Source organism: uncultured Amnibacterium sp. (assembly GCF_964250715.1).
Lineage (GTDB): Bacteria > Actinomycetota > Actinomycetes > Actinomycetales > Microbacteriaceae > Amnibacterium.
This window is the reverse complement of the sequence record NZ_CAXUGX010000004.1, coordinates 150,828-172,129: the sequence shown is the minus strand read 5'-3', so window position 1 is coordinate 172,129 and position 21,302 is coordinate 150,828. Positions and strand designations below refer to the sequence as shown.

At 71.7% G+C, this 21,302-nt stretch carries 15 protein-coding genes; 9 read left to right on the top strand and 6 right to left on the bottom strand.

Features of this window, described 5'->3' with window-relative positions; genetic code table 11:
• The first annotated feature begins 130 nt into the window (after positions 1 to 130).
• A complete protein-coding gene (locus ACFE7H_RS06055; protein ID WP_375400312.1) occupies positions 131 to 2,209 on the top strand; it encodes a type IIA DNA topoisomerase subunit B in 2,079 nt (692 codons plus the stop codon).
• A 27-nt stretch (positions 2,210 to 2,236) separates the two neighbouring features.
• Here the strand turns inward: ACFE7H_RS06055 and ACFE7H_RS06050 are convergent, their stop codons facing one another.
• Positions 2,237 to 4,666 carry a DNA topoisomerase (ATP-hydrolyzing) subunit A gene (locus ACFE7H_RS06050; RefSeq protein WP_375400311.1) on the bottom strand — a complete coding sequence of 810 codons (2,430 nt, stop codon included), beginning with the start codon at positions 4,664 to 4,666 and terminating at the stop codon, positions 2,237 to 2,239.
• A gap of 57 nt (positions 4,667 to 4,723) precedes the next feature.
• On the opposite strand from ACFE7H_RS06050, the gene ACFE7H_RS06045 reads away from it, so the two are divergent.
• On the top strand, positions 4,724 to 5,854 hold the full coding sequence (locus ACFE7H_RS06045) for an alkaline phosphatase family protein (RefSeq protein ID WP_375400310.1): 1,131 nt from the start codon (positions 4,724 to 4,726) through the stop codon (positions 5,852 to 5,854).
• Positions 5,855 to 5,862: 8 nt separating this feature from the next.
• Here ACFE7H_RS06045 and sepH read toward each other — a convergent pair whose 3' ends face one another.
• The gene (sepH, locus tag ACFE7H_RS06040) at positions 5,863 to 7,302 is read right to left on the bottom strand and encodes a septation protein SepH (RefSeq protein WP_375400309.1); all 1,440 of its coding nucleotides are present in this window, start codon (positions 7,300 to 7,302) and stop codon (positions 5,863 to 5,865) included.
• A 240-nt stretch (positions 7,303 to 7,542) separates the two neighbouring features.
• On the opposite strand from sepH, the gene ACFE7H_RS06035 reads away from it, so the two are divergent.
• Entirely contained in the window at positions 7,543 to 7,836 is a 294-nt protein-coding gene (locus ACFE7H_RS06035) for a DUF4193 domain-containing protein (protein ID WP_375400308.1), read from the top strand.
• A 156-nt stretch (positions 7,837 to 7,992) separates the two neighbouring features.
• Here the strand turns inward: ACFE7H_RS06035 and ACFE7H_RS06030 are convergent, their stop codons facing one another.
• Entirely contained in the window at positions 7,993 to 8,442 is a 450-nt protein-coding gene (locus tag ACFE7H_RS06030) for a DUF3093 domain-containing protein (RefSeq protein ID WP_375400307.1), read from the bottom strand.
• Positions 8,443 to 8,537: 95 nt separating this feature from the next.
• Between ACFE7H_RS06030 and dut the strand changes: the two genes are divergently transcribed.
• The 6 genes from dut to ACFE7H_RS06000 all read left to right on the top strand — a co-directional run bounded on the left by dut (position 8,538) and on the right by ACFE7H_RS06000 (position 16,464).
• Entirely contained in the window at positions 8,538 to 8,990 is a 453-nt protein-coding gene (gene dut / locus ACFE7H_RS06025) for a dUTP diphosphatase (RefSeq protein ID WP_375400306.1), read from the top strand.
• A gap of 5 nt (positions 8,991 to 8,995) precedes the next feature.
• Entirely contained in the window at positions 8,996 to 9,625 is a 630-nt protein-coding gene (locus ACFE7H_RS06020; RefSeq protein WP_375400379.1) for a DUF3710 domain-containing protein, read from the top strand.
• A complete protein-coding gene (locus tag ACFE7H_RS06015; RefSeq protein WP_375400305.1) occupies positions 9,622 to 10,365 on the top strand; it encodes a DUF3159 domain-containing protein in 744 nt (247 codons plus the stop codon). The genes ACFE7H_RS06020 and ACFE7H_RS06015 overlap by 4 nt, the downstream gene beginning before the upstream one ends.
• An 88-nt stretch (positions 10,366 to 10,453) precedes the next feature.
• Positions 10,454 to 13,318, top strand: coding sequence for an aconitate hydratase AcnA (gene acnA, locus ACFE7H_RS06010; protein ID WP_375400304.1), 2,865 nt, complete (start codon positions 10,454 to 10,456; stop codon positions 13,316 to 13,318).
• Positions 13,319 to 13,400: 82 nt separating this feature from the next.
• Positions 13,401 to 15,323, top strand: a complete 1,923-nt coding sequence (gene dxs, locus ACFE7H_RS06005) for a 1-deoxy-D-xylulose-5-phosphate synthase (protein ID WP_375400303.1) — start codon at positions 13,401 to 13,403, stop codon at positions 15,321 to 15,323.
• A 175-nt stretch (positions 15,324 to 15,498) separates the two neighbouring features.
• Complete coding sequence (locus tag ACFE7H_RS06000; protein ID WP_375400302.1) at positions 15,499 to 16,464, top strand: hypothetical protein; 966 nt, start codon at positions 15,499 to 15,501, stop codon at positions 16,462 to 16,464.
• A 63-nt stretch (positions 16,465 to 16,527) separates the two neighbouring features.
• On the opposite strand, the gene ACFE7H_RS05995 is transcribed toward ACFE7H_RS06000, so the two are convergent.
• From ACFE7H_RS05995 to ACFE7H_RS05985, 3 genes are all read right to left on the bottom strand, one after another.
• Positions 16,528 to 18,717, bottom strand: a complete 2,190-nt coding sequence (locus ACFE7H_RS05995) for a 3-hydroxyacyl-CoA dehydrogenase NAD-binding domain-containing protein (RefSeq protein WP_375400301.1) — start codon at positions 18,715 to 18,717, stop codon at positions 16,528 to 16,530.
• The gene (locus ACFE7H_RS05990) at positions 18,714 to 19,940 is read right to left on the bottom strand and encodes a thiolase family protein (RefSeq protein ID WP_375400300.1); all 1,227 of its coding nucleotides are present in this window, start codon (positions 19,938 to 19,940) and stop codon (positions 18,714 to 18,716) included. Before ACFE7H_RS05990 ends, ACFE7H_RS05995 begins: the two co-directional genes overlap by 4 nt.
• Before the next feature lie 90 nt (positions 19,941 to 20,030).
• On the bottom strand, positions 20,031 to 21,269 hold the full coding sequence (locus ACFE7H_RS05985) for an HRDC domain-containing protein (RefSeq protein ID WP_375400378.1): 1,239 nt from the start codon (positions 21,267 to 21,269) through the stop codon (positions 20,031 to 20,033).
• Between the last annotated feature and the right edge of the window lie 33 nt (positions 21,270 to 21,302).

Here is a 21,302-nt window from a genome sequence, read left to right as displayed (position 1 = left end):
TTCCGGCGTGCGCGGAACGCCTTGCCAGTTCGCTGAACGCGCAATCCTGAGCGGGCCGCGCGAGCCGCGGTGCCGGCGGCGTCGGAGTGGCTGGGTCGGGGCCGTCGGCGGGCGCCGTTAGGTTGCGCTCATGGCGTCCAGCGATTATTCGGCCCGGCACCTCTCGGTCCTCGAGGGGCTGGAGGCGGTGCGCAAGCGTCCCGGCATGTACATCGGCTCGACCGATTCCCGCGGGCTGATGCACTGCCTGTGGGAGATCATCGACAACTCGGTGGACGAGGCGCTCGGCGGTCACGGCTCCGAGATCCACGTGGTGCTGCACCGCGACTCCAGCGTCGAGGTGCGCGACACCGCGCGGGGCATCCCGGTCGATCTGGAGCCGAAGACGGGGCTGACCGGGGTCGAGGTCGTGTTCACGAAGCTACATGCCGGCGGCAAGTTCGGCTCCGGTTCCTACGCGGCCTCCGGCGGTCTGCACGGCGTGGGCGCCTCCGTCGTCAACGCCCTCTCCGAGCGGCTGGACGTGGAGGTGGACCGCGACGGCAAGACCTGGGCGATGTCGTTCCATCGCGGCGAGCCGGGCACGTTCGCGGACCGCGGCGCGGCCTCGCCGGATGCGCCCTTCGAGCCGTTCGTGTCGGGCAGCATTCTGCGAGTGGCCGGCAAGGTGCCGCGGGGCCGCACCGGCACGCGGGTGCGCTACTGGGCCGACCGGCAGATCTTCACCCGCGGCGCGACCTTCTCGCTCGAGGAGTTGACCGCTCGGGCGCAGCAGACCGCATTCCTCGTTCCCGGCCTCGCGATCGTCATCGACGACGAGCGCGGCGAGCAGCCGGTCAGCCAGCGGTTCCACTACGAGGGCGGCATCGCCGCCTTCGCCGACTTCCTGGCGAAGGACGCCGGCATCACCGACACCTGGCGCCTGACCGGCTCCGGCGGCTTCACCGAGACGGTGCCCGTGCTGCAGGCCAACGGCCACATGGAGCCCACCGTCGTGCAGCGGGAGTGCGAGGTCGACGTGGCCCTGCGGTGGGGTGTCGGGTACGAGACGACGATGAAGAGCTTCGCGAACATCATCGCCACGCCCAAGGGCGGCACGCACAGCCAGGGCTTCGAGGCCGGGCTGATGAAGGTGCTGAAGGCGCAGGTCGAGTCGGCGGCGCGACGCCTGAAGGTGACCGCCACCGAGAAGCTCGAGAAGGACGACGTGCTGGCGGGCCTGACGGCGGTCCTCACCGTGCGGCTGCCCGAGCCGCAGTTCGAGGGCCAGACCAAGGAGGTGCTCGGCACGCCCGCGGTCCGGGCCATCGTGGCCAACGTCGTCGGCACTGCGCTGAATGCCCGGTTCACCTCGCCCAAGCGGGACGACAAGGCGCAGACCGCGCTGCTGCTCGACAAGGTCGTCGCCGAGATGAAGGCGCGCATCTCCGCCCGCGCCCACAAGGAGACCCAGCGCCGCAAGAACGCGCTGGAGTCGTCGCAGCTGCCGGTGAAGCTGAAGGACTGCCGCTCCACGAACGTCGCCAACACCGAGCTCTTCATCGTGGAGGGCGACTCCGCACTCGGTACCGCCAAGCTCGCGCGCGACAGCGAGTATCAAGCCGTGATGCCGATCCGGGGCAAGATCCTGAACGTCCAGAAGGCGTCCATCGGCGACATGCTGGGCAACGCCGAATGCGCCGCGATCATCCAGGCGATCGGCGGCGGCTCCGGCCGCAGCTTCGACCTGTCGGCGGCCCGCTACGGCAAGGTGATCCTGATGAGCGACGCCGACGTCGACGGAGCCCACATCCGCACCCTGCTGCTCACGCTCTTCTTCCGGTACATGCGACCGATGATCGAGCAGGGGCGGGTGTTCGCCGCCGTGCCGCCGCTGCACCGGGTGGTGGTGCAGGGCGGCAAGCGCACCGAGCCGATCTACACCTACAGCGAGCAGGAGTTGCACGGCGTGCTCGCCCAGTTGCAGCGCGAGAAGAAGCACTACCAGGACCCGATCCAGCGCTACAAGGGCCTCGGCGAGATGGACGCCGACCAGTTGAAGGCGACGACCATGGACCGCCGGTACCGCACGCTGCGCCGGGTGCGGATCGCGGACGCGGCCGCCGACGAGGCGATGTTCGAACTGCTGATGGGCAACGAGGTCGCGCCGCGCAAGGAGTTCATCATCGACGGCGCCGACGGCCTGGACCGCGACCGCATCGACGTCTGACCGTCGTCCGCGAGCTGCTCGTTCGCGTCAGCGGGCGGCGGTGCCGAAGGCGGCGATCGGGGCTGCCAGGGGCGTGCCGGAGGCGTCGCGCTTGGCGAGGGCGTCGGGGAAGGCGCGCACGGTGCCGTCTACGCCGACCGCCAGGGCCGGCGCCGGGCCGACCCACGCCACCGCCAGGCCGGTCTCGCCGCGCAGCAGGGTGTGCGCTCGCACCCCGGAGGTACCGCGGCCCTTCGCCGGGAAGTCGGTCAGCGACGACAGCTTGCCGCGGCCGCTCGCTACACCGTCCAGTCCGCCCGCATCCACGGACACGGTGGCGACGACCGCCTCGTCCGGATCGATGGCGCAGAAGGCGATCACCCGGGCCTTCGCACCGAGGGAGATCCCCGCGACGCCGCCGGCGGTCACGCCCTGGGGCCGCACGAGCGCGGCGCCGAAGTGCAGCAGCTGCGCATCGGCCGTGACGAAGACGAGTTCCGCGGCGTCGTCGGCCGCCCCGGCGCCGACCAGCTCGTCGCCCGGCTTCAGCGCGATCAGGTCGAAGGCCGGCCGGTTCGGCCAGCCGCCCGGCGCGACCCGCTTCACCACGCCGCCCGCGGTGCCGACCGCGACGACGGTCGCCTCGTCCACCGGGACCAGCGCCAGCACGTGCTCGCCCTTCGGCAGGCCGCCGAGGTAGGCGTCGACGGGCGTCCCCGCGCCGAGTTGCACCGACGCGGCCGGCATCACCGGCAGGTCGACGGGGGAGAAGCGAAGCAACCGGCCCCGGTTCGTCACGGCGCCCGCCGTTCCGCGGCTGGTCGTCGTCACCTGGGAACGGATCGCGTCATGGCCGGCACGACCACGAGCGGCGCTCACCGGCTCCGACGCTCCGTCCACCCGGGCGATGCGGCCCGACGTCGAGAGGTACACGCGGCACGGCACGTCCTGGATCTCCAGCACCGGCTGCCCGCGCTTGACCGGCGGGAGCGCCGTCGCCTCGGTGAGCCAAGTACGGCGCGGGGTGCCGAACAGCTGCGCCGCCTGGTCCAGCTCGTCGGCGACCGTACGACGCAATCGCTCCGGGTCCGCCAGCAGCGCCCGCAGCGTCGCGATCTCGTCGCGCAGCTGCTGCGCCTCGGTCGTCAGCTCAACGGTCGAGAAGCGGGTCAGGCGGCGCAGCCGCAGCTCCAGGATGTAGTCCGCCTGCAGCTCGGTCAGCGCGAACGCCTCGATCAGCCCAGCCCGGGCGGCTGCGGTGTCGTCGCTGCCGCGGATGATGGCGATCACCCGGTCGATGTCGAGGATCGCGATCAGCAGGCCCTCGACCAGGTGCAGCCGCTCCTCGCGGCGGGCGAGCCGGTAGGCCGTGCGTCGCGTGACCACCTGGATGCGGTGGCCGATGTACACGTGCAGCAGCTCGAGCAGCCCCAGGGTGCGCGGCCCGCCGCCGACCAGGGCGACCGCGTTGATGTTGAACGACTCCTCCAGCGGCGTGTACCGGTACAGCTGCTCGAGCACCGCGAGCGGGTCGAAGCCGGTCTTGATCTCCACGATCAGGCGCAGGCCGTGCTCGTCGTCGGTGTAGTCGTTGACGTCGGCGATGCCGGACAGCTTCTTGGTCTTCACGCCGTCGGCGATCTTCTCGATCACCCGCTCCGGCCCCACCAGGTACGGCAGCTCGGTGATGACGAGTCCCGCTTTGCGCGCCGTGACCGGCTCGACCGCGACCTTCGCTCGGGTGCGGAACGCGCCGCGCCCGGTGGCGTACGCGTCGCGGATGCCCGCCAGTCCCACGATCGTGCCGCCGCTCGGCAGGTCCGGCCCCGGGATGAACCGCATCACGTCGTCGAGCGTCGCATCCGGATGCCGAATCAGATGGCGGGCGCCGGCCACGACCTCCACCAGGTTGTGGGGCGCCATGTTCGTGGCCATCCCGACCGCGATGCCGCTTGCGCCGTTGACGAGCAGGTTCGGGAAGTTGGCCGGCAGCACCTGCGGCTCGTCGAGCGTGTTGTCGTAGTTCGGTCCGAAGTCCACGACGTCTTCGTCCAGATCCGCGACCATCGCCATCGCCGCAGCCGCGAGCCGCGCCTCGGTATAGCGCTGCGCGGCCGGCCCGTCGTCGAGCGAGCCGAAGTTGCCGTGCCCGTCGATCAGCGGCAGCCGCATCGTGAACGGCTGCGCCATGCGCACCAGGGCGTCGTAGATGGCGGTGTCGCCATGGGGGTGCAGCTTGCCCATCACGTCGCCGACCACGCGGGCGGACTTCACGTGCCCACGGTCGGGCCGCAGCCCCATGTCGGCCATCTGATACAGGATGCGGCGCTGGACCGGCTTCAGGCCGTCGCGGGCATCGGGCAAGGCCCGGGAGTAGATGACGGAGTAGGCGTACTCCAAGAACGAGCCCTGCATCTCGGCCGAGACGTCGATGTCCTGGATGCGCTCGCCGGGCGGCTCGGGCGGGGTGGGGGTCATCGGCTCGATCCGGTACGGGAGGGCCGGGAGTCAGCGCCTGCGGCAGACTGGTCCGTCGTGGCCCACACCATACCGGCCGGGCCCGTCGCTCCCGGTGGGCTGCGCGACGTGTTCACCAGTTGCCTTGCCGCCGTGCTCGGGCGCCCGAATCCGCTGCGGCTGCCGCCGATGCGGCATGCGGCGGTGGTCCTGGTCGACGGGCTGGGCGCGGAGGCGCTCGCGGCTCGGTCGGGGCACGCGCGCACGCTCGCGGCGGCGTCCGGCAAGCGGGCCCGCATGGTCAGCGGATTCCCGACCACGACGGCCGCCGCGCTCGCGAGCCTGACCACCGGCACCGATCCGGGACAGCACGGGCTGGTCGGCTACTCCGCCCTCGATCCGGCGACCGGAGTCGTGGTGAACCAGCTGCACGGCTTCGACGACGGGTCGCTGCCAGATGCGTGGCAGCGCTGCCCGACCGTCTTCGAGCAGGCGGCGCGCGAGGGGGTCAGGGCCGTCGCGATCGGCCCGCGGCACTACGCGACCACCGGGTTCACTCGGTCGGTCCTGCGCGGGGCCGAGTACCTGGGCGCCAGGACCATCGCGGCCCGGTTCGAGGCGTGGCAGCAGGTCATCGCCGGTCCCGGCCCGTCGATCGCGTATCTGTACGTGCCAGAGCTGGATGTGGCCGCGCACGCGGCGGGCTGGCGGTCGCCGCGCTGGACCGAGCACCTGGAGGCGGTCGACGCCGCCGTCGCGGACTGCATCGCCGGGCTGCCGGCCGGCGCCGGCCTGGTGCTGACCGCCGATCACGGCATCCTGGACACCTCGCCCGATCGGCACCTGTTCTACGACATCGTGCCCGGACTGCTCGACGACGTCGCGGCGATAGCCGGCGAGCCGCGCTGCCGGCAGCTGCATTTGCGGGCCGGCGCCGACCCGGTGGCCGTGGCCGCCGATTGGAACGAGGCGTTCGGCGGTGCCGTGCGGGCGCTCACGCGTGCGCAGGCGATCGGCGAGCAGTGGTTCGGCACGGTGGATCCGCACGTGGAGCCGCGGATCGGGGATGTGCTGGTCGCGGCGACGGGACGCTGGGTACTGCTCGACTCCCGCCGCCCGAAGGGACACGGGATGATCGGCCAGCACGGATCGTGGACCTCCGCGGAGCGGATCGTGCCGCTGCTGCGCTTCGGCGCGGCCGCGTCCTGAGGGGAGCCTCAGTCTTCGTCTTTGCCGTAGACGATCTCGTCCCAGCTCGGCATCGTGGTGCGACCCCGTCGAGGTCGGACGACCGGGGCCGGTGGTGGCGGCGGCACGGCGACCGGACGGTTCGGTGGCGCCTCGGTGCCTGCCGCCTCTGTGCCTGCCGCTTCGGGGCTCGCCCCCTCAGGGGCAGGCGCCTCGCCGGCCGGCGCGTGCTGAGTCGGCGCAGCGCGAGACGATGCCGGACGCTTCGCCGTCTCGGCGGCCGTCAGGGTGCTCGCCGCCGCGCCACGCCGGCCCACGCGGGTGCGAGGCCGCTTCAACGGCTGCGGCGCGGGCTTGGGCTCGGCCGGCGGCAGCGCCTCCGGGAAGCGACCGCGCGTGATCTGCGCCGGCACGTCGCGGTCGGGGCGTGGCGGCGTGCGGAACGGGTCCTCGTCGTCGTCCTCTTCCTCGCCGGTACCGTCGCCGAGCGAGCTCGACGGCTCGCCGCCCTCGCGCCGGCCTCGCTTCTGGGCGAGCGCCGTCAGCAGGTCGGTCGTGGGACTCGACGTCCGTGCAGCTGCGTCGGCCTCGTTCCCAGGCACGCCATCGCTCGCGTCGTCCGGCCCGGACAGCTGCTCCTGATCCGGCGTGAGCGACGGGAAGCGGAATGCGGCACTGTCGAACCGCGTGGGCGCGGCTGCTGCCTTCGTCGGCGTCGAAGTCGGGGTCGGAGCGGATGCCGGCTCGCGTCGGTCGTGCAGCGAGCGCACGGGTGCCGACGGCGACTCGACGGGGCCGATGTCGCTGTCGGCGCCGGGTGCCACGGGCGCGTCATCCTCGGACTCCGGCGCACCGGCGGGCTGGACCGGCAGCGATATCGGTCCGGTCTGTTCCAGCGCCCGCAGCCGCGGGGTGAGGGCGACCGGTGTCCCAGCCTGCGACAGCGTGGTCGCCTCCACGTTGTCCGGTGTCAGCAATTGCCGTTTGGGTTCGAACCGCCAGCGCGCCTCGTGCTGGATCTCGTCGGCGACGAAGTCGAGCACGATCACCCAGCCCCCGGCCACCTCCCGGCAGCTGGACCAGACGATCACCGTGGCGTCCAGGGCGGCGAGCCGCTCGCTCATCACCGCGCGGAAGGTGCGCGGCACCGCATCCGGATCCTCCGGCTGCACCCGCACCGCCAGCGCCGTGTCGACGACGTAGGCCAGCTCGGCGAGCACCGGTCCGCTGAACCGCTCGACATAGGCGATCGGGGTGCCGGTCAGTGCCGCGACCTGCAGCGCAGACAGGCCGGCACGCACGTGGGCCTGGATCTCGCGCGGCGTGATGCGCGGGCCGTCGACGACACTGCGGCCGTCGCGGAGGCGTGCCTCCACGTCCAGGTCGACGGGGATGCGGAAGCGGTCGCCGCTCTCGGACGCGGCGATGAGCACACCGTCCTCGACGCCGATCACGCTGAGCGTCAGCATCGCCTGCCCCCTTGATCCGGGCCCGAATCCGCCCGTCCGCGCGGGTCAGGATGGCACGCCTCCGGCTCCCGCCGATGGAATAGCCGGGGCGTGTGGGAAGTTCCCTGACCGTCACCCGAAATTGACCCCGTGAAGGCGTTTGCGCTGCGGGGGGAGTTCGTGCAAACTGTCGCCGCCTCGCGGACGGCGGCCGTGTCACGGGCGTTCGGCACGACGCGATAGCAACGGACAGGAATGGCAATGGCGACCGACTACGACGCCCCGCGCAAGACCGAGGACGACTCCGATTCCATCGAGGCCCTCAAGGAGCGCGTGCCGGACAAGATGTCCGGTGTCGTCGACGTGGACGACGCCGACAACCCCGGCGGTTTCGAGCTGCCGGGCGCGGATCTCTCCGACCTCGACCTGGACGTGGTGGTGCTGCCGCCGCAGGCCGACGAGTTCACCTGTGTCAGCTGCTTCCTGGTGAAGCACCGCTCACAGCTCGACCACGAGACCAAACTCGGCCCCATCTGCGCCGAGTGCGAGGCCTGACCCCACCTGCTGCAGCGGCCCTCCCAGGCGGCCCTCACGGCCCTATCCCACCAGCGCGACAGCAGGACAATGTCCCTTGGGCAGGTCGTGGGTCGACCAGCAGCCTGCTCACGGGGCTTGGTCCTGCTGTCGGGACCAGTGGACGGAGTCGTCGGGCTAGGGGGTCGCGGTGTGGGCGGCGGCGAGGGCCGCGCTGAGTGCCGCCGGGCGCCTCGTCGACACCACCCAGTAGGGCACCGGATCGTCGGCGTCCTGGATCGGGATCCGCAGGACCGGATCCACCCAGCCGCGCAGCAGGGTCCAGGCCCGCGCATCGAGTTCCACACCCCGTGCCCGCACCGCGTCCGCGCCGCGGAACGCTTCCGGAGTCCCCGTGAATGCGACCTCGATACGGGCGCGGCCGGCGTGCAGTACCCCCTGCTCGATGAGGATCACCGGGGCGGAGAACACGAGCCCCGCGATCGCGCCGGCGGTCAGCACGATCGCGGCGACGATGCCGATCGGCAGCGAGATCGGCAGGAAGACCAGCAGCGTCGCCGGCGCGAGCAGACAGACCGCGAGCAGCGTGCCGACACCCGGCACGAGGCGTTCGCGGAAGGTCGGCACCCCCCAATCAGAACAGATCCGGGACCAGAACAGACGCGCGCGGGCTGGTGCGCGGGTCCGGCTCGCACGCGGCACGGTCCGTTAGCCTCGGGGCGATGATCGAGGTGCTCGTGCAGGGGGCGGTCCTGCCGCCGCCGGCCCACCCGGGCGACGCCGGCATCGACCTGTCGGCCGCGGAACCCGTGCACCTACTTCCGGGTGGGCGGGCGACGATCGGCACCGGGGTGCGGATCGCGCTGCCGGCCGGCACGGTGGGTCTCGTGGTGCCGCGCAGCGGCCTCGCGGCGCGGCACGGGGTCACGATCGTCAACGCGCCCGGGACCATCGATGCGGGCTACCGCGGCGAGATCCGAGTCACCCTGCTGAACACCGATCTTGACAGCGCGTTCCACGTGTCCGTCGGGGATCGCATCGCCCAGCTGATCGTCCTGCCGCTGCCGCCGGTCCGGCTCGTCCCGGTCGCCGCACTGCCGGGTAGTCATCGCGGCACCGGCGGCTTCGGCTCCACCGGCGTCGCATCCGTCGTCCGTGAGGAGCCTCCGCTGTGACCGACATGCCGACCGAGCACCCCAAGTCCGCACCGCCGGACCGGGCGGTGAACGGTCCACTCGACGACGACGAAGCGAACCAGGTGCGCCCCTACGTCGACCTCGGGGGCGTGAAGATCGTCCCGCGCGACGGTCTGCACCTGCGCCTGGAGGTGGAGGAGGGCACCGGCCGGGTCGTCGCCGTCGGCCTCGACATCGAGGGCTCCAGCCTGCAGGTGCAGCCCTTCGCCGCGCCGCGCTCCAGCGGCATCTGGCATGAGATCCGGGAGCAGATCAACGAGCAGATCCTGCGGCAGGGCGGCACGACCAGGCTGGTCGACGGTCCGTTCGGCCCCGAGCTGATCGCGCAGGTGCCGGCGCAGGCCGAGCGCGGCGGGCCGCCGGTGTCCCGCATCGCCCGGTTCGTCGGCGTGGACGGCCCGCGCTGGTTCCTGCGCGGCGTCATCTCCGGCGACGGCGCCGTCGACGCGGCGGCGGCGCAGCAGATCGAGGAGCTCTTCCGCAGCGTCGTCGTCGTGCGCGGCACCGCCCCCATGCCGCCCCGCGATCTGATCCCGCTGCGCATGCCGCCGGACGCGACGGCGGAGGCGACCGGTCCGGCCCCCGACAACGCCTACCGCACGCTCGAGGCGTGACCGGTCCGGCGGAGGATCCCCAGCCCGGCCGGGACGCCCAGCCCGGCCGTGACCCTCAGCCCGATCGGGACTCGGACGGCGCCGGGGCCGCCCTGCGAGCCGCCGCCGCAGGAGAGCAGCTGCGCCTCGGCGGGCTGCTGGCCGGCATCGGCGGACCGCTCGGGATCGTGGAGGGCATCGTCCCCTCGCTCGCGTTCCTGGTCCTCTTCACCCTGACCCGCCAGATCGCGCCCGCCGTCGTCGTCCCCGTGGTGCTGGGCCTGCTGTTCCTCGCCTACCGCCTCATTCGCCACCAGCAGCCGAGCTCCGCTGTCGGCGGCCTGTTCGCCCTCGTCGTCTCGGCCGTGCTGGCGCTCGTCACCGGCCGCGCGAGCGCCGCGTTCCTGCCCGGCATCCTGCTGAACGGCGGCTACGGCGTGGCCATGCTGATCAGCCTGCTGGTCGGCTGGCCGCTGATCGGCGTGCTCGTCGGCGCGCTGCTGCGGGAGGGATCGGCCTGGCGTGCGGACCCCGTCAAACGCCGGCTGTTCACCTGGCTGACCATCCTCTGGCTCGGCTTGTTCGCCGTCCGCCTGCTGGTGGAGGTGCCGCTCTACCTGGCACTCGGCGAGGCCACGACCGTTCGGCTGGCCTGGGTGCGCCTGGTCCTCGGCGTGCCGCTCTACGCCCCGGTGCTCGTCGTCACGCTGCTGGCGGTGCAGTCCGTGTACCGGCGCCGTCCGGCCCCGGATGTATCGTGAACGCGCCTCGGCCACGCCCTCGCCGTACCCGTGTCATCCACACGGCTACCAAGAGCGGAGGGCCACCGGGGTCGAAACGGAGGTCGTGATGGCGGCGGTCAACAGCTTCGGGGCGAAGGCGGTGCTCGGCGTCGAGGACACCGAGTACGAGGTCTTCCTCATCGAGTCGGTTCCCGGCTCGGAGCGGCTGCCGTTCAGCCTCAAGGTGCTGCTGGAGAACCTGCTGCGCACCGAGGACGGCAAGAACGTCACCCAGGCGCAGATCCGTGCGCTGGGGTCGTGGGTGCCGTCGGCGGAGCCCGACACGGAGATCCAGTTCACGCCAGCCCGCGTCGTCATGCAGGACTTCACCGGCGTGCCCTGCATCGTCGATCTGGCCACCATGCGCGAGGCGGTCGGCACGCTCGGTGGCGACCCGACCCGCATCAATCCGCTTGCGCCCGCCGAGCTCGTGATCGACCACTCCGTCATCGCCGATCTGTTCGGCACCCCCGACGCGTTCGAGCGCAACGTCGAGATCGAGTACGAGCGCAACGGTGAGCGGTATCAGTTCCTGCGCTGGGGGCAGACCGCCTTCGACGACTTCAAGGTGGTGCCGCCGGGCACCGGCATCGTCCACCAGGTGAACATCGAGCACCTCGCGCGCGTCACCTACACGCGCACGGTCGAGGGAGCGTTGCAGGCGTACCCGGACACCCTGGTCGGTACCGACTCGCACACGACGATGGTCAACGGACTGGGCGTGCTCGGCTGGGGCGTCGGCGGCATCGAGGCCGAGGCCGCGATGCTGGGCCAGCCGGTGTCGATGCTCATCCCCAAGGTGGTCGGCTTCAAGCTGTCCGGCGCGATCCCCACGGGCGTCACCGCGACCGACGTGGTGCTCACGATCACCCAGATGCTGCGCAAGCACGGCGTGGTCGGCAAGTTCGTGGAGTTCTACGGCGACGGCGTCGGCGCCGTTCCGCTGGCCAACCGCGCCACCATCGGCAACATGAGCCCGGAGTTCGGCTCGACGGCGGCGATCTTCCCCATCGACGACGTCACCCTGGACTACCTGCGGCTGACCGGCCGCGAGCCGCACCAGGTCGCTCTGGTCGAGGCGTACGCCAAGCGCCAGTCGCTGTGGCACGACCCGTCGCGCGAGAGCGACTACAGCGAGTACCTCGAGCTCGACCTGTCGACTGTGGTCCCCTCCATCGCCGGTCCGCGCCGCCCCCAGGACCGCATCGAGTTGTCCGTGGCCAAGGGCCAGTTCGAGCACGACCTGGCCGACTACGCGATCGGGGGCACCACCAAGGTCGACGTCGCCGTCGAGGGCACGTTCCCCGCCTCCGACCCCGTCGCGCTCACCGATCAGGACGAGCACCGCGGCGACGAGCAGGCGGCGCCTGAGACCAGCTTCCCGGGCCAGAGCCGAACCGCGGCGATCAGCCATGCGCCGTCCGTATCGCACCCGACGAAGGTGGCCGGAGCGGCGGGCGACTTCACGATCGACCACGGCGCGGTCGCGATCGCGGCCATCACCTCCTGCACCAACACCTCCAACCCCTCCGTCATGCTCGCGGCGGGCCTGCTCGCCAGGAACGCCAGCGCCAAGGGCCTGAAGGCCAAGCCGTGGGTCAAGACCACGCTGGCTCCCGGCTCCAAGGTCGTGACCGACTACTACGCCAAAGCCGGACTCACCGGCGCGTTGGAGGATCTGGGCTTCTACCTGGTCGGCTACGGCTGCACCACCTGCATCGGCAACTCCGGCCCGCTGGAGCCCGCTATCAGCGACGCGGTGCAGCAGAACGACCTGGCCGTCACCGCGGTGCTCTCGGGCAACCGCAACTTCGAGGGCCGCATCAACCCCGACGTCAAGATGAACTACCTGGCCTCGCCGCCGCTCGTCATCGCATACGCGCTGGCCGGGTCGATGAACTTCGACTTCGAGGTCGACGCGCTCGGCCGCGACCGGGACGGCAACGACGTGTACCTGCGCGACATCTGGCCGGACGCCGACGAGGTGCAGGCCACCATCGACTCCTCCATCTCCACCGAGATGTTCGAGCACGAGTACGCGGGCGTCTTCGACGGCGACGAGCGCTGGCGCACGTTGCCCACGCCCACCGGCGCCACCTTCGAGTGGGACCCGCAGTCCACCTACGTGCGCAAGCCGCCGTACTTCGACGGGATGACGCTCGACACCACACCGGTGACCGATGTCGCCGGCGCGCGGGTGCTGGCGAAGCTGGGCGACTCGGTCACGACCGACCACATCAGCCCGGCCGGCTCCATCAAGCTCGACAGCCCGGCGGGCCGCTACCTGACCGAGCACGGGGTGGAGCGCGGCGACTTCAACTCGTACGGGTCGCGCCGGGGCAACCACGAGGTGATGATCCGCGGTACGTTCGCCAACATCCGGCTGCGCAACCAGTTGCTCGCGCAGTTCAACGGGGGCAGCGGAGTGGAGGGCGGCTACACCCGCGACTTCACCCTCGTGGACGGGCCGCAGGCCTTCATCTACGACGCGGCCGAGCACTACCGCGAGGCCGGGGTGCCGCTCGTGATCCTGGCGGGCAAGGAGTACGGCTCCGGCTCCTCCCGCGACTGGGCCGCCAAGGGCACCAACCTGCTGGGCGTCCGCGTCGTGATCGCCGAGAGCTTCGAGCGCATCCACCGCTCGAACCTGATCGGCATGGGCGTGCTGCCCCTGCAGTTCCCGGCCGGCCAGAGCGCCGACTCGCTCGGGCTGACCGGCACCGAAGAGTTCGCCGTCAGCGGCGTCATCGCGCTGAACGAGGGCAGCACACCGAAGACGGTGCACGTGGTCGCAACGCCGACGACGCAGTCCGGCAGCGGCACGAGTGCGGTCGAGTTCGATGCCGTCGTGCGCATCGACACGCCCGGTGAGGCGGACTACTACCGCAACGGGGGCATCCTGCAGTTCGTCCTCCGGTCCCTCGTGGCGTGACGCGGCTCACCGCCTGGAGTCCGCGTCCGGCTCCGGTCAGTGCCTCGTGCCCGGGCCGCGCCCGCCCGGTACCATCGGCGTGATGGGAGTCCTGGAGTCGATCCGCGGTCCTCGCGACCTGGACGGCTTGAGCCAGCCGCAGCTGAAACGACTCGCCCGCGAGATCCGGCAGTTCCTGATCCGCGAGGTCGCGAAGACCGGCGGGCACCTCGGCCCGAACCTGGGCGTCGTGGAGCTGACCATCGCGATCCACCGCGTGTTCCACTCGCCGAACGACTCGATCGTCTTCGACACGGGCCATCAGTCGTATGTGCACAAGCTGCTCACGGGCCGTCAGGACTTCTCTCACCTGCGCCAGTCCGGCGGGCTGTCGGGTTACCCCAGCCGCAGCGAGAGCATCCACGACATCGTGGAGAGCTCGCACGCGTCGTCGTCCCTGTCCTGGGCGGACGGCATCTCGCGCGCCTACCAGGTGACCGGGCAGACCGACCGGCACGTCGTGGCCGTGGTCGGCGACGGTGCGCTGACGGGTGGGATGACGTGGGAGGCGCTGAACAACATCAGCGACGACAACAACCGCCGGCTGGTGATCGTCGTCAACGACAACGGACGCTCCTACGCGCCGACGATCGGTGGACTCGCCCGCTACCTGAACGAGCTGCGCACCCGCCGTACCTACCGCGACATGTACCAGGGCTCCAAGGTGCTGTTCGACCGGCTCGGCCGGCCGGGCCGGGCGATCTGGCGCGGTACCCGAGGCGCCCTGCACGGCTTCCTGGCCCGCTTCGTCGGCAACGAGCGCATGTACTCCAACCTCGATATCAAGTACCTGGGCCCCGTCGACGGGCACGACGAGGCCGCGGTCGAGAACGTGCTGCGGCAGGCGAAGCAGTACGAGCTGCCGGTTCTGGTGCACGTCATCACCGAGAAGGGCCGCGGGTACGCCCCGGCGATCGCCGACGACGCCGACCACTTCCACGGCGTCGGCGTCATCGATCCCGAGACCGGATCGCCGCTCGGCACGCGCGCCGGCAAGATCGACTGGGCCGACGCGTTCGGCGACCGGCTGCTCCAGCTGGCGGAGGCGGACCGGCGGATCGTCGGCATCACCGCGGCGATGCTGCGTCCGGTCGGCTTCGCCAAGCTCGCCGCCCGTTTCCCGGAGCGGGTCATCGATGTCGGCATCGCCGAGCAGCACGCCACCACCAGCGCCGCAGGGCTGGCGTTCGGCGGCCTGCATCCGGTGATCGCCGTGTACGCGACGTTCCTGGGTCGCGCGTTCGACCAGGTGCTGATGGATGTGGCCCTGCATCGCGCCGGCGTCACCTTCGTGCTGCACCGCGCGGGCATCACCGGCCCGGACGGGGCCAGCCACCACGGTATGTGGGACCTCGCGATGCTGCAGATCATCCCCGGTATCCGCCTGGCGTCCCCGCGCGACGGCGCGACGCTCGATGAGGAGCTCGCCGAGGCGGTCGCGGTGCAGGACGCGCCGACCGTGCTCCGCCTGCCGAAGGGCAGCGTCCCGGCCGACATCCCGGCGTTGGAGCGGTTCGACGACGGAGTCGACGTGCTGCGTCGGGCCAAGCGCACCGACGTGCTGCTCGTCGCCGTCGGAGTCATGGCGCAGGTCGCCCTCGACGTCGCCGACCTGCTTGCGGAGCGGGACGTCGGCACGACCGTGCTCGACCCCCGCTGGGTCGTCCCGATCCCGGGCAGCCTCATCGAGTGCGCGGCGCTGCACCGACTGGTGGTGACGATCGAGGACGGGGTGCGAGTCGGCGGCATCGGCACACGGCTGCGACAGGACCTGCGCGCGGCCGGCGTCGATACCGCCCTGAACGAGGTGGGCCTACCCGACGCGTTCCTCCCGCACGGTGAACGAGGCGAACTGCTCGCCGACGCGGGCCTGGAGGCCAGCCAGATCGCCGCGGACATCCTCGACCAACTGGCCGGCGCCAAGCTGCCGGCCGCACGCCCGGTGGACACGCGCACCCCCCACTGACCGCGTCTGCCCCGATTTGCGTCATCTGCGGGAGCGCGCGCAGGGGCAGACGACCAGAATCTGGGCAGGCGTGCTCCCGTCCGGGTTCGCGATCCGCTCCTCCACAAGCCGGAGTTGTCCACATCAGGGACGCAGGTCCTCCCGGGATGGAGCGACCGGGTCAGGATGTCCCGCCATGAACCCCTGGAGCCTGGAACTGCTCGTCGTCCGTGAGCAGGCGCTCGATCTGGAGCGCCGCTCGCTCGCTCGCGACTGCGTGCGCGGCCTGCTTCATCGCGTGCGTCCCGGCGTGTACGTGGAGCGTGAAGGGTACAAGGCGCTGACAGTCGAGGGGAGCCACGTCGTCGCCATGCGCGCCCTCGCAGCCGTGGCTCCGGAGCCTCCGCAGTTCTCGCACTGGTCGGCGGCAGTGCTCCACGGTCTGCCCACGCTCGGGCAGCACCTCGACCGGGTGCACGTGACGGTGCAGGATCCCGCTCGACGAGGGAGCGTGGGCGTCGGCAGTCACGTTGCGCCACTGGACGTCGGGGAGACGATCGTCGTCGGCACGCTCCGGGCGACCGCGGTACCCCGCACGGTCGTCGATGTCGCGCTCGCCTCGCCCTTCGAGGCCGGGGTCGTCATCGCGGACGGCTCACTGCATGCCGGATGTCCCGAGGCAGCGCTGCAGGAGGGCGCCGCGGGTGCGGCAGGTCGGCGGGGCTGGCGGCGCGCTCAGCAGGTCGTCGCGTTCGCCCGGGCCGAGGCGGAATCCGCCGCCGAGTCCAGGGCTCGCGTCACGATGCTGCGGATCGGCATCCGACCGCCGGTGCTGCAGTGGCGGGTCGCCGACCGTCGCGGCCTCGCGGGCCGCCTCGACTTCGGATTCCCGTGGGTGCCCGCCGGTGGGGAGGTCGACGGGGAGAAGAAGTACCGTGATGCCGCAATGGCGTCCTCCGGGGCGGCCGACGCGGTGATCGCGGAGAAGTGGCGGGAGGACCGCGTCCGTCTCCAGGTGCCACTGCTCGCCCGGTGGGGGTACCGCGAGTCCGGCAGCACGGTGCAGCTGTGCCCCATCCTCGCGCGCATCGGCGTGACACCCGAGCGCCCGCGCGTCACGATCGCCGACTACTCATCCGCGTTCCGCCTCGTCACCTTCTGACGAGATTCGCGTCATCTGCGGATGCGCGCTCAGCGGCAGATGTCGCGGATCTGGGCAGACGGGTCAGCGGTCTCCGACGCCCTCGATCGGCGGCTGGTGGAAGGTGTCGCCGAACGCCCGCTGCGAGGCCCCGACCCGGTCCAGGTAGGGCGTGATGCCGCCGGCCTGGAACGGGTAGCCGGCGCCCAGGATCAGGCACAGGTCGACGTCCTCCGGTGCCGACACGACCTTGTCCTCGAGCATCCGGTGGATCTCGTCGGCCAGGCCGGTCTGCACCCGCTCCAGGATCTGCTCGCCGGTCAGCGCCGTCGCCCCCTTCGGCACGGACTTTGCAACGAGCGCGACGGCGCCCTTGTCGAAGCCGGTCGCCCGGCCGTCGGAGTCCTTCGTCAGCAGCGTGCCCCGCTCCGCCAGCGCGTGCAGGTTCGCGGAGTCGAAGAACCGGTCGGGGAAGGCGGCGTGGTGGGTGTCGAGCACGTGCGCACCCACCCGCAGGCCGACGAGGTCGAGCAGCTCGAACGGGCTCATCGGCAGGCCGAAGGGGTCGAGGGCGTGGTCGACGACCGGGAACGGCGTGCCGGTGTCGACGGCGTGCATCGCCTCGCCCAGCACCTTGGCCAGGATGCGGTTGACGACGAACCCCGGCGCGTCCTGCACGATCACGGCGTTCTTCTTCAGCTTCTGGGCGACCACCATCGCGGTGGACAGGGTCTGCTCGTCGGTCGCGGGCGCATGCACCACCTCGACCAGCGGCAGCACGGCGACCGGGTTGAAGAAGTGGAAACCGACCAGCCGTTCCGGGTGCGCGAGCTTCGCGCCGATCTGCTCCACGGACAGCGAGGAGGTGTTCGTGGCCAGCACGGCCTCGGGGGCGAGGTGCGGTTCGACGCTCGCGAAAACCGTCTGCTTGACGCCGAGCTCTTCGAACACCGCCTCGATCACCCAGTCGCAGTCGGCGAAGTCGGCGATCGCCACGGTGCCGGTGACGGAGGCGGTCAGCCGGTTCGACTCGTCGGGGGAGATGCGGCCCTTCGCGAGCAGCTTCGCGACCTCGCCACGGACATACCCGAGACCCTTGTCGACCCGTTCCTGGTCCAGATCGGTGATGACCACCGGGACCCGCAGGCGGCGGGCGAACAGCAGGGCCAACTGCGCCGCCATCAGGCCGGCGCCGATCACTCCCACCTTGCCGACCGGCCTCGACAGCGCCGGGTCGGGGGCTCCGGCGGGTTTGCGGGCCCGCTTCTGGGTCAGGTCGAACGCGTAGATGCTGGCGGCGAACTGGTCGCCGGCGATCAGGTCGGCGAGCGCCTCGTCCTCGGCGGCGAACCCGGCGGCGATGCCCGCCGCGTCCGTCGCCTTCTTGGCACCCTTCAGCAGGTCGAGCGCGCGGTAGGGCGCCTGCGGCACGGTGCCGATCCGCGACTCCAGGCGCTTGCGGGCGATGCCGATGGCCGCATCCCACTTGGCCAGCCGCTCCAGCCGACCGGGCACGTTCGGCCGCGTCACGGTCGTGCGTCCCGTCACGACGTCGTCCGCCCAGCGGACGGACGACTCGAGGAACGTGGCCGACGGCAGCAGCGCATCCGCGATACCCAGGCGGTGGGCGGTCACCGCGTCGAGGGTCCGCTGCCGCAGGGGGTTCTCGATGATCACGGTGAGCGCCTGCTCGATGCCGATCAGGTTCGGCAGCAGCGTGGAGCCGCCCCAGCCGGGGATGATGCCGAGCGACACCTCGGGGAGCGCGATCGCCGACACGGCGGCGTCGATGGTGCGGTAGTCGGCGTTCAGCGCCACCTCCAGGCCGCCGCCGAGCGCCAGTCCGTTGATGAAGACGAAGGTCGGCACGCCGAAGTCGTGCAGCAGGGAGAAGACGCGGTGGCCGAGCTGCGCGAGCTGCTTGGCGGTCGCCCGGTCGGGGATGGAACCGACCTGGCTGAGGTCGGCTCCCGCCGCCAGGATGAACGGCTTGCCGGTGATCGCGAGCGCGGCGATCTCCCCGGTCGCGGCACGGGCCTTCGCAGCGAGCAGCGCGGCCTCCAGCGCGAGCAGACTGCGCGGCCCGAGCGTGTTCGGCCGCCGGTGGTCGCGACCGTTGTCCAGCGTGACCAGCACCAGGGTGCCGCCGCTCGGCAGCGTCAGATCGGTGCTGTACGCCTTGGTGACGACCTCGTCGCTCGACAGGTCGGCCAGTGCGGAGGAGGTGCCGGCGGAGGCGTCGGCGGCGAAGGTGCCGGTGCCGGTGGCGGTCATGAGCGCGCCTGCTTGTCGGCCGTACGGGCCGCCTTCTTGGTGAAGTGCGGGTTCTCCCAGATGACGCTGCCGCCTTGGCCGAGCCCGATGCACATCGCGGTCAGGCCGTACCGCACCTCGGGGTGCTCCTCGAACTGCCTGGCCAGCTGCACCATCAGCCGCACGCCGGAGGAGGCGAGCGGATGGCCGTATGCGATCGCGCCGCCCCAGGGGTTGACCCGCGGATCGTCGTCGTCGATGCCGAAGTGGTCGAGCAGGCTCAGCACCTGCACGGCGAACGCCTCGTTCAACTCGAACAGGCCGATGTCCTCGATCGACAGGCCCGCCTTCTTCAATGCCTTCTCGGTGGAGGGGACGGGACCGATGCCCATCACCTCCGGCTCGACGCCCGCGAACGCGAAGCTGACGAGGCGCATCTTGACCGGCAGGCCGAGGTCCTGGGCGGCGGTCTCGCTGGCGATGATCGACGCGGTCGCGCCGTCGTTCAGGCCCGCCGCGTTGCCGGCCGTGATGCGGCCGTGCGGCCGGAACGGCGTGCGCAGCTCCGCGAGCCCTTCCATCGTCGTTCCGGGTCGCATCACCTCGTCCTTCACGGCGAGCCCCCAACCGTGATCGGTGCGGGTCGCGACGGGGATCAGGTCGGGCTGGATCTTGCCGGCGTCGTAGGCGGCCTGCGCCTTCACCTGCGAGCGCATCGCGTACCGGTCGGAGCGCTCCTTCGTCAGCGCGGGGAACCGGTCGTGGATGCGCTCGGCCGTCGCACCCATCACGAGCGCCTCGCTGCTCACCAGCTTCTCGCTGACGAACCGCGGGTTCGGGTCGGCGTCGAAGCCCATCGGGTGGTGGCCCATGTGCTCCACCCCGCCGGCGATCGCGACGTCGTAGGCGCCGAAGCCGATCGCTCCGGCGACCGTGGTGACGCTCGTCATCGCGCCGGCGCACATGCGGTCGATGGCATATCCGGGGACGCTCCTCGGCAGCCCCGCAAGCAGTGCCGCGGTGCGCCCGAGGGTCAGCCCCTGGTCGCCCTGCTGCGTCGTCGCCGCGATCGCCACGTCGTCGACGCGGTCCTTCGGCAGCTGCGGGTTGCGCTCCAGCAGGCCGACCATGGCCTTCACGACCAGGTCGTCCGCTCGCGTCCCCCAGTACATCCCCTTCTCGCCCGCGCGCCCGAACGGAGTGCGGACCCCGTCGACGAACACCACTTCAGACCGTTCGGTCATGGAACTGCTCCGTGCTTCCGCGCGCCCTCGCGCACACCGGAATCGATCCTGCGCGCTCCCCGGCGGCGGACCAAATCCGTGGGGGCAGAGCTACAACTCGGCGTCCTGTGGAGGGACGGGCGGCGGCTCGGTCGTCGGCTCGGTCGTCGGCTCCTCGGGCACAGCGGCCCGCACGAAGCTCGCGACGAGCGGTCCCGTGGTCGCCTCGATCTGCCACGGTCGGGCGTCCAGCATGCGCAGGAGGTCGGCGAGGCTCTGCTCGGTCAGCGGCTCCGGCGGATGCCAGGCGACGCGCCGCACGGTGTCGGGCGTCAGCAGGTTCTCCGAGGGCATGTGCAACCCCTCGGCGACGTCGGACAGCACCACCCGGGCGGCCCGCAGGCGACGATCGGCGTCGGGGTTGCGATCCGGCCAGGCGCGGGGCGGCGGAGGAGCGTCGGAGTGCACGTGGGCGGGCGGCAGCTGATCCGTGGACCGGCCCGTCTCGACCGCATGCCACCATCGGTCGATCTCGGTGCGGCTGGCGCGTCCGCTGAAGGTGCGCATCGCGGCGAGTTCCCGCTTGGTGCTCGGCGGCGTGCGGGCCACCGCCACCAGGGACGCATCCGGCACCAGGCGCCCAGGAGCCTGATCGACGCTGCGCGCGTACTCGTCGCGGGCCAGCCACAGCTCGCGGGCGACCGCCAGGTTGCGGCCGCCGCGCACGACATGCAGGCCCGACAGCCGCCGCCACGGGTCGACGCGCGGCGCCGGCGCCTGGCGGTGCAGCACGGCGTCGAACTCCTGCTCGGCGATCGCCGTCTTGCCGGCCTCGACCAGCAGGTCCTGCATGCGGTCGCGGGCATCCACCAGCAGCTCCACGTCCAGCGCGGCATACACGAGCCAGGAGGCGGGCAGCGGCCGGGTGGACCAGTCGGCGGCCGAGTGCTCCTTGGCCAGGTGCAGCCCGAGCAGCTGTTCGATCACCGCGCCGAGCCCGACCCGCTCCAGCCCGAGCAGGCGGGCGCCGAGCTCGGTGTCGAACAGGCGCGCGGGCTCCAGCCCCACCTCGCGCAGGCAGGGCAGATCCTGACTGGCGGCGTGCAGGATCCACTCCTCCCCGCCGATGGCGGCCTGCAGTGCGGAGAAGTCGCCGATCGCCGGCGGATCGAGCAGTATCGTGCCCGTTCCCCGTCGATGCAGCTGGATCAGGTAGGCCCGCTGGGAATACCGGAAGCCCGATGCCCGCTCGGCGTCGACGGCGACCGGCCCGTGTCCGGCGGCGAGCCGGGCGACGGCGTCGTCGAACTCGGCCCGGGTCGTCAGCACCCGTGGCGGCTCGGCCGGGATCGCGTCCGGCAGGGGTGCCGCCTCGACGGCCAC

Excerpts from the sequence above, each read along its gene's own strand:
- ACFE7H_RS05990 (WP_375400300.1), bottom strand. The coding sequence starts at position 19,940 with ATGACCGAACGGTCTGAAGTGGTGTTCGTCGACGGGGTCCGCACTCCG.
- dxs (WP_375400303.1), top strand. The coding sequence starts at position 13,401 with ATGGGAGTCCTGGAGTCGATCCGCGGTCCTCGCGACCTGGACGGCTTG.
- ACFE7H_RS05995 (WP_375400301.1), bottom strand. The coding sequence starts at position 18,717 with ATGACCGCCACCGGCACCGGCACCTTCGCCGCCGACGCCTCCGCCGGC.
- ACFE7H_RS06055 (WP_375400312.1), top strand. The coding sequence starts at position 131 with ATGGCGTCCAGCGATTATTCGGCCCGGCACCTCTCGGTCCTCGAGGGG.
- ACFE7H_RS06000 (WP_375400302.1), top strand. The coding sequence starts at position 15,499 with ATGAACCCCTGGAGCCTGGAACTGCTCGTCGTCCGTGAGCAGGCGCTC.
- ACFE7H_RS06035 (WP_375400308.1), top strand. The coding sequence starts at position 7,543 with ATGGCGACCGACTACGACGCCCCGCGCAAGACCGAGGACGACTCCGAT.
- ACFE7H_RS06050 (WP_375400311.1), bottom strand. The coding sequence starts at position 4,666 with ATGACCCCCACCCCGCCCGAGCCGCCCGGCGAGCGCATCCAGGACATC.
- ACFE7H_RS06020 (WP_375400379.1), top strand. The coding sequence starts at position 8,996 with ATGCCGACCGAGCACCCCAAGTCCGCACCGCCGGACCGGGCGGTGAAC.
- dut (WP_375400306.1), top strand. The coding sequence starts at position 8,538 with ATGATCGAGGTGCTCGTGCAGGGGGCGGTCCTGCCGCCGCCGGCCCAC.
- sepH (WP_375400309.1), bottom strand. The coding sequence starts at position 7,302 with ATGCTGACGCTCAGCGTGATCGGCGTCGAGGACGGTGTGCTCATCGCC.
- acnA (WP_375400304.1), top strand. The coding sequence starts at position 10,454 with ATGGCGGCGGTCAACAGCTTCGGGGCGAAGGCGGTGCTCGGCGTCGAG.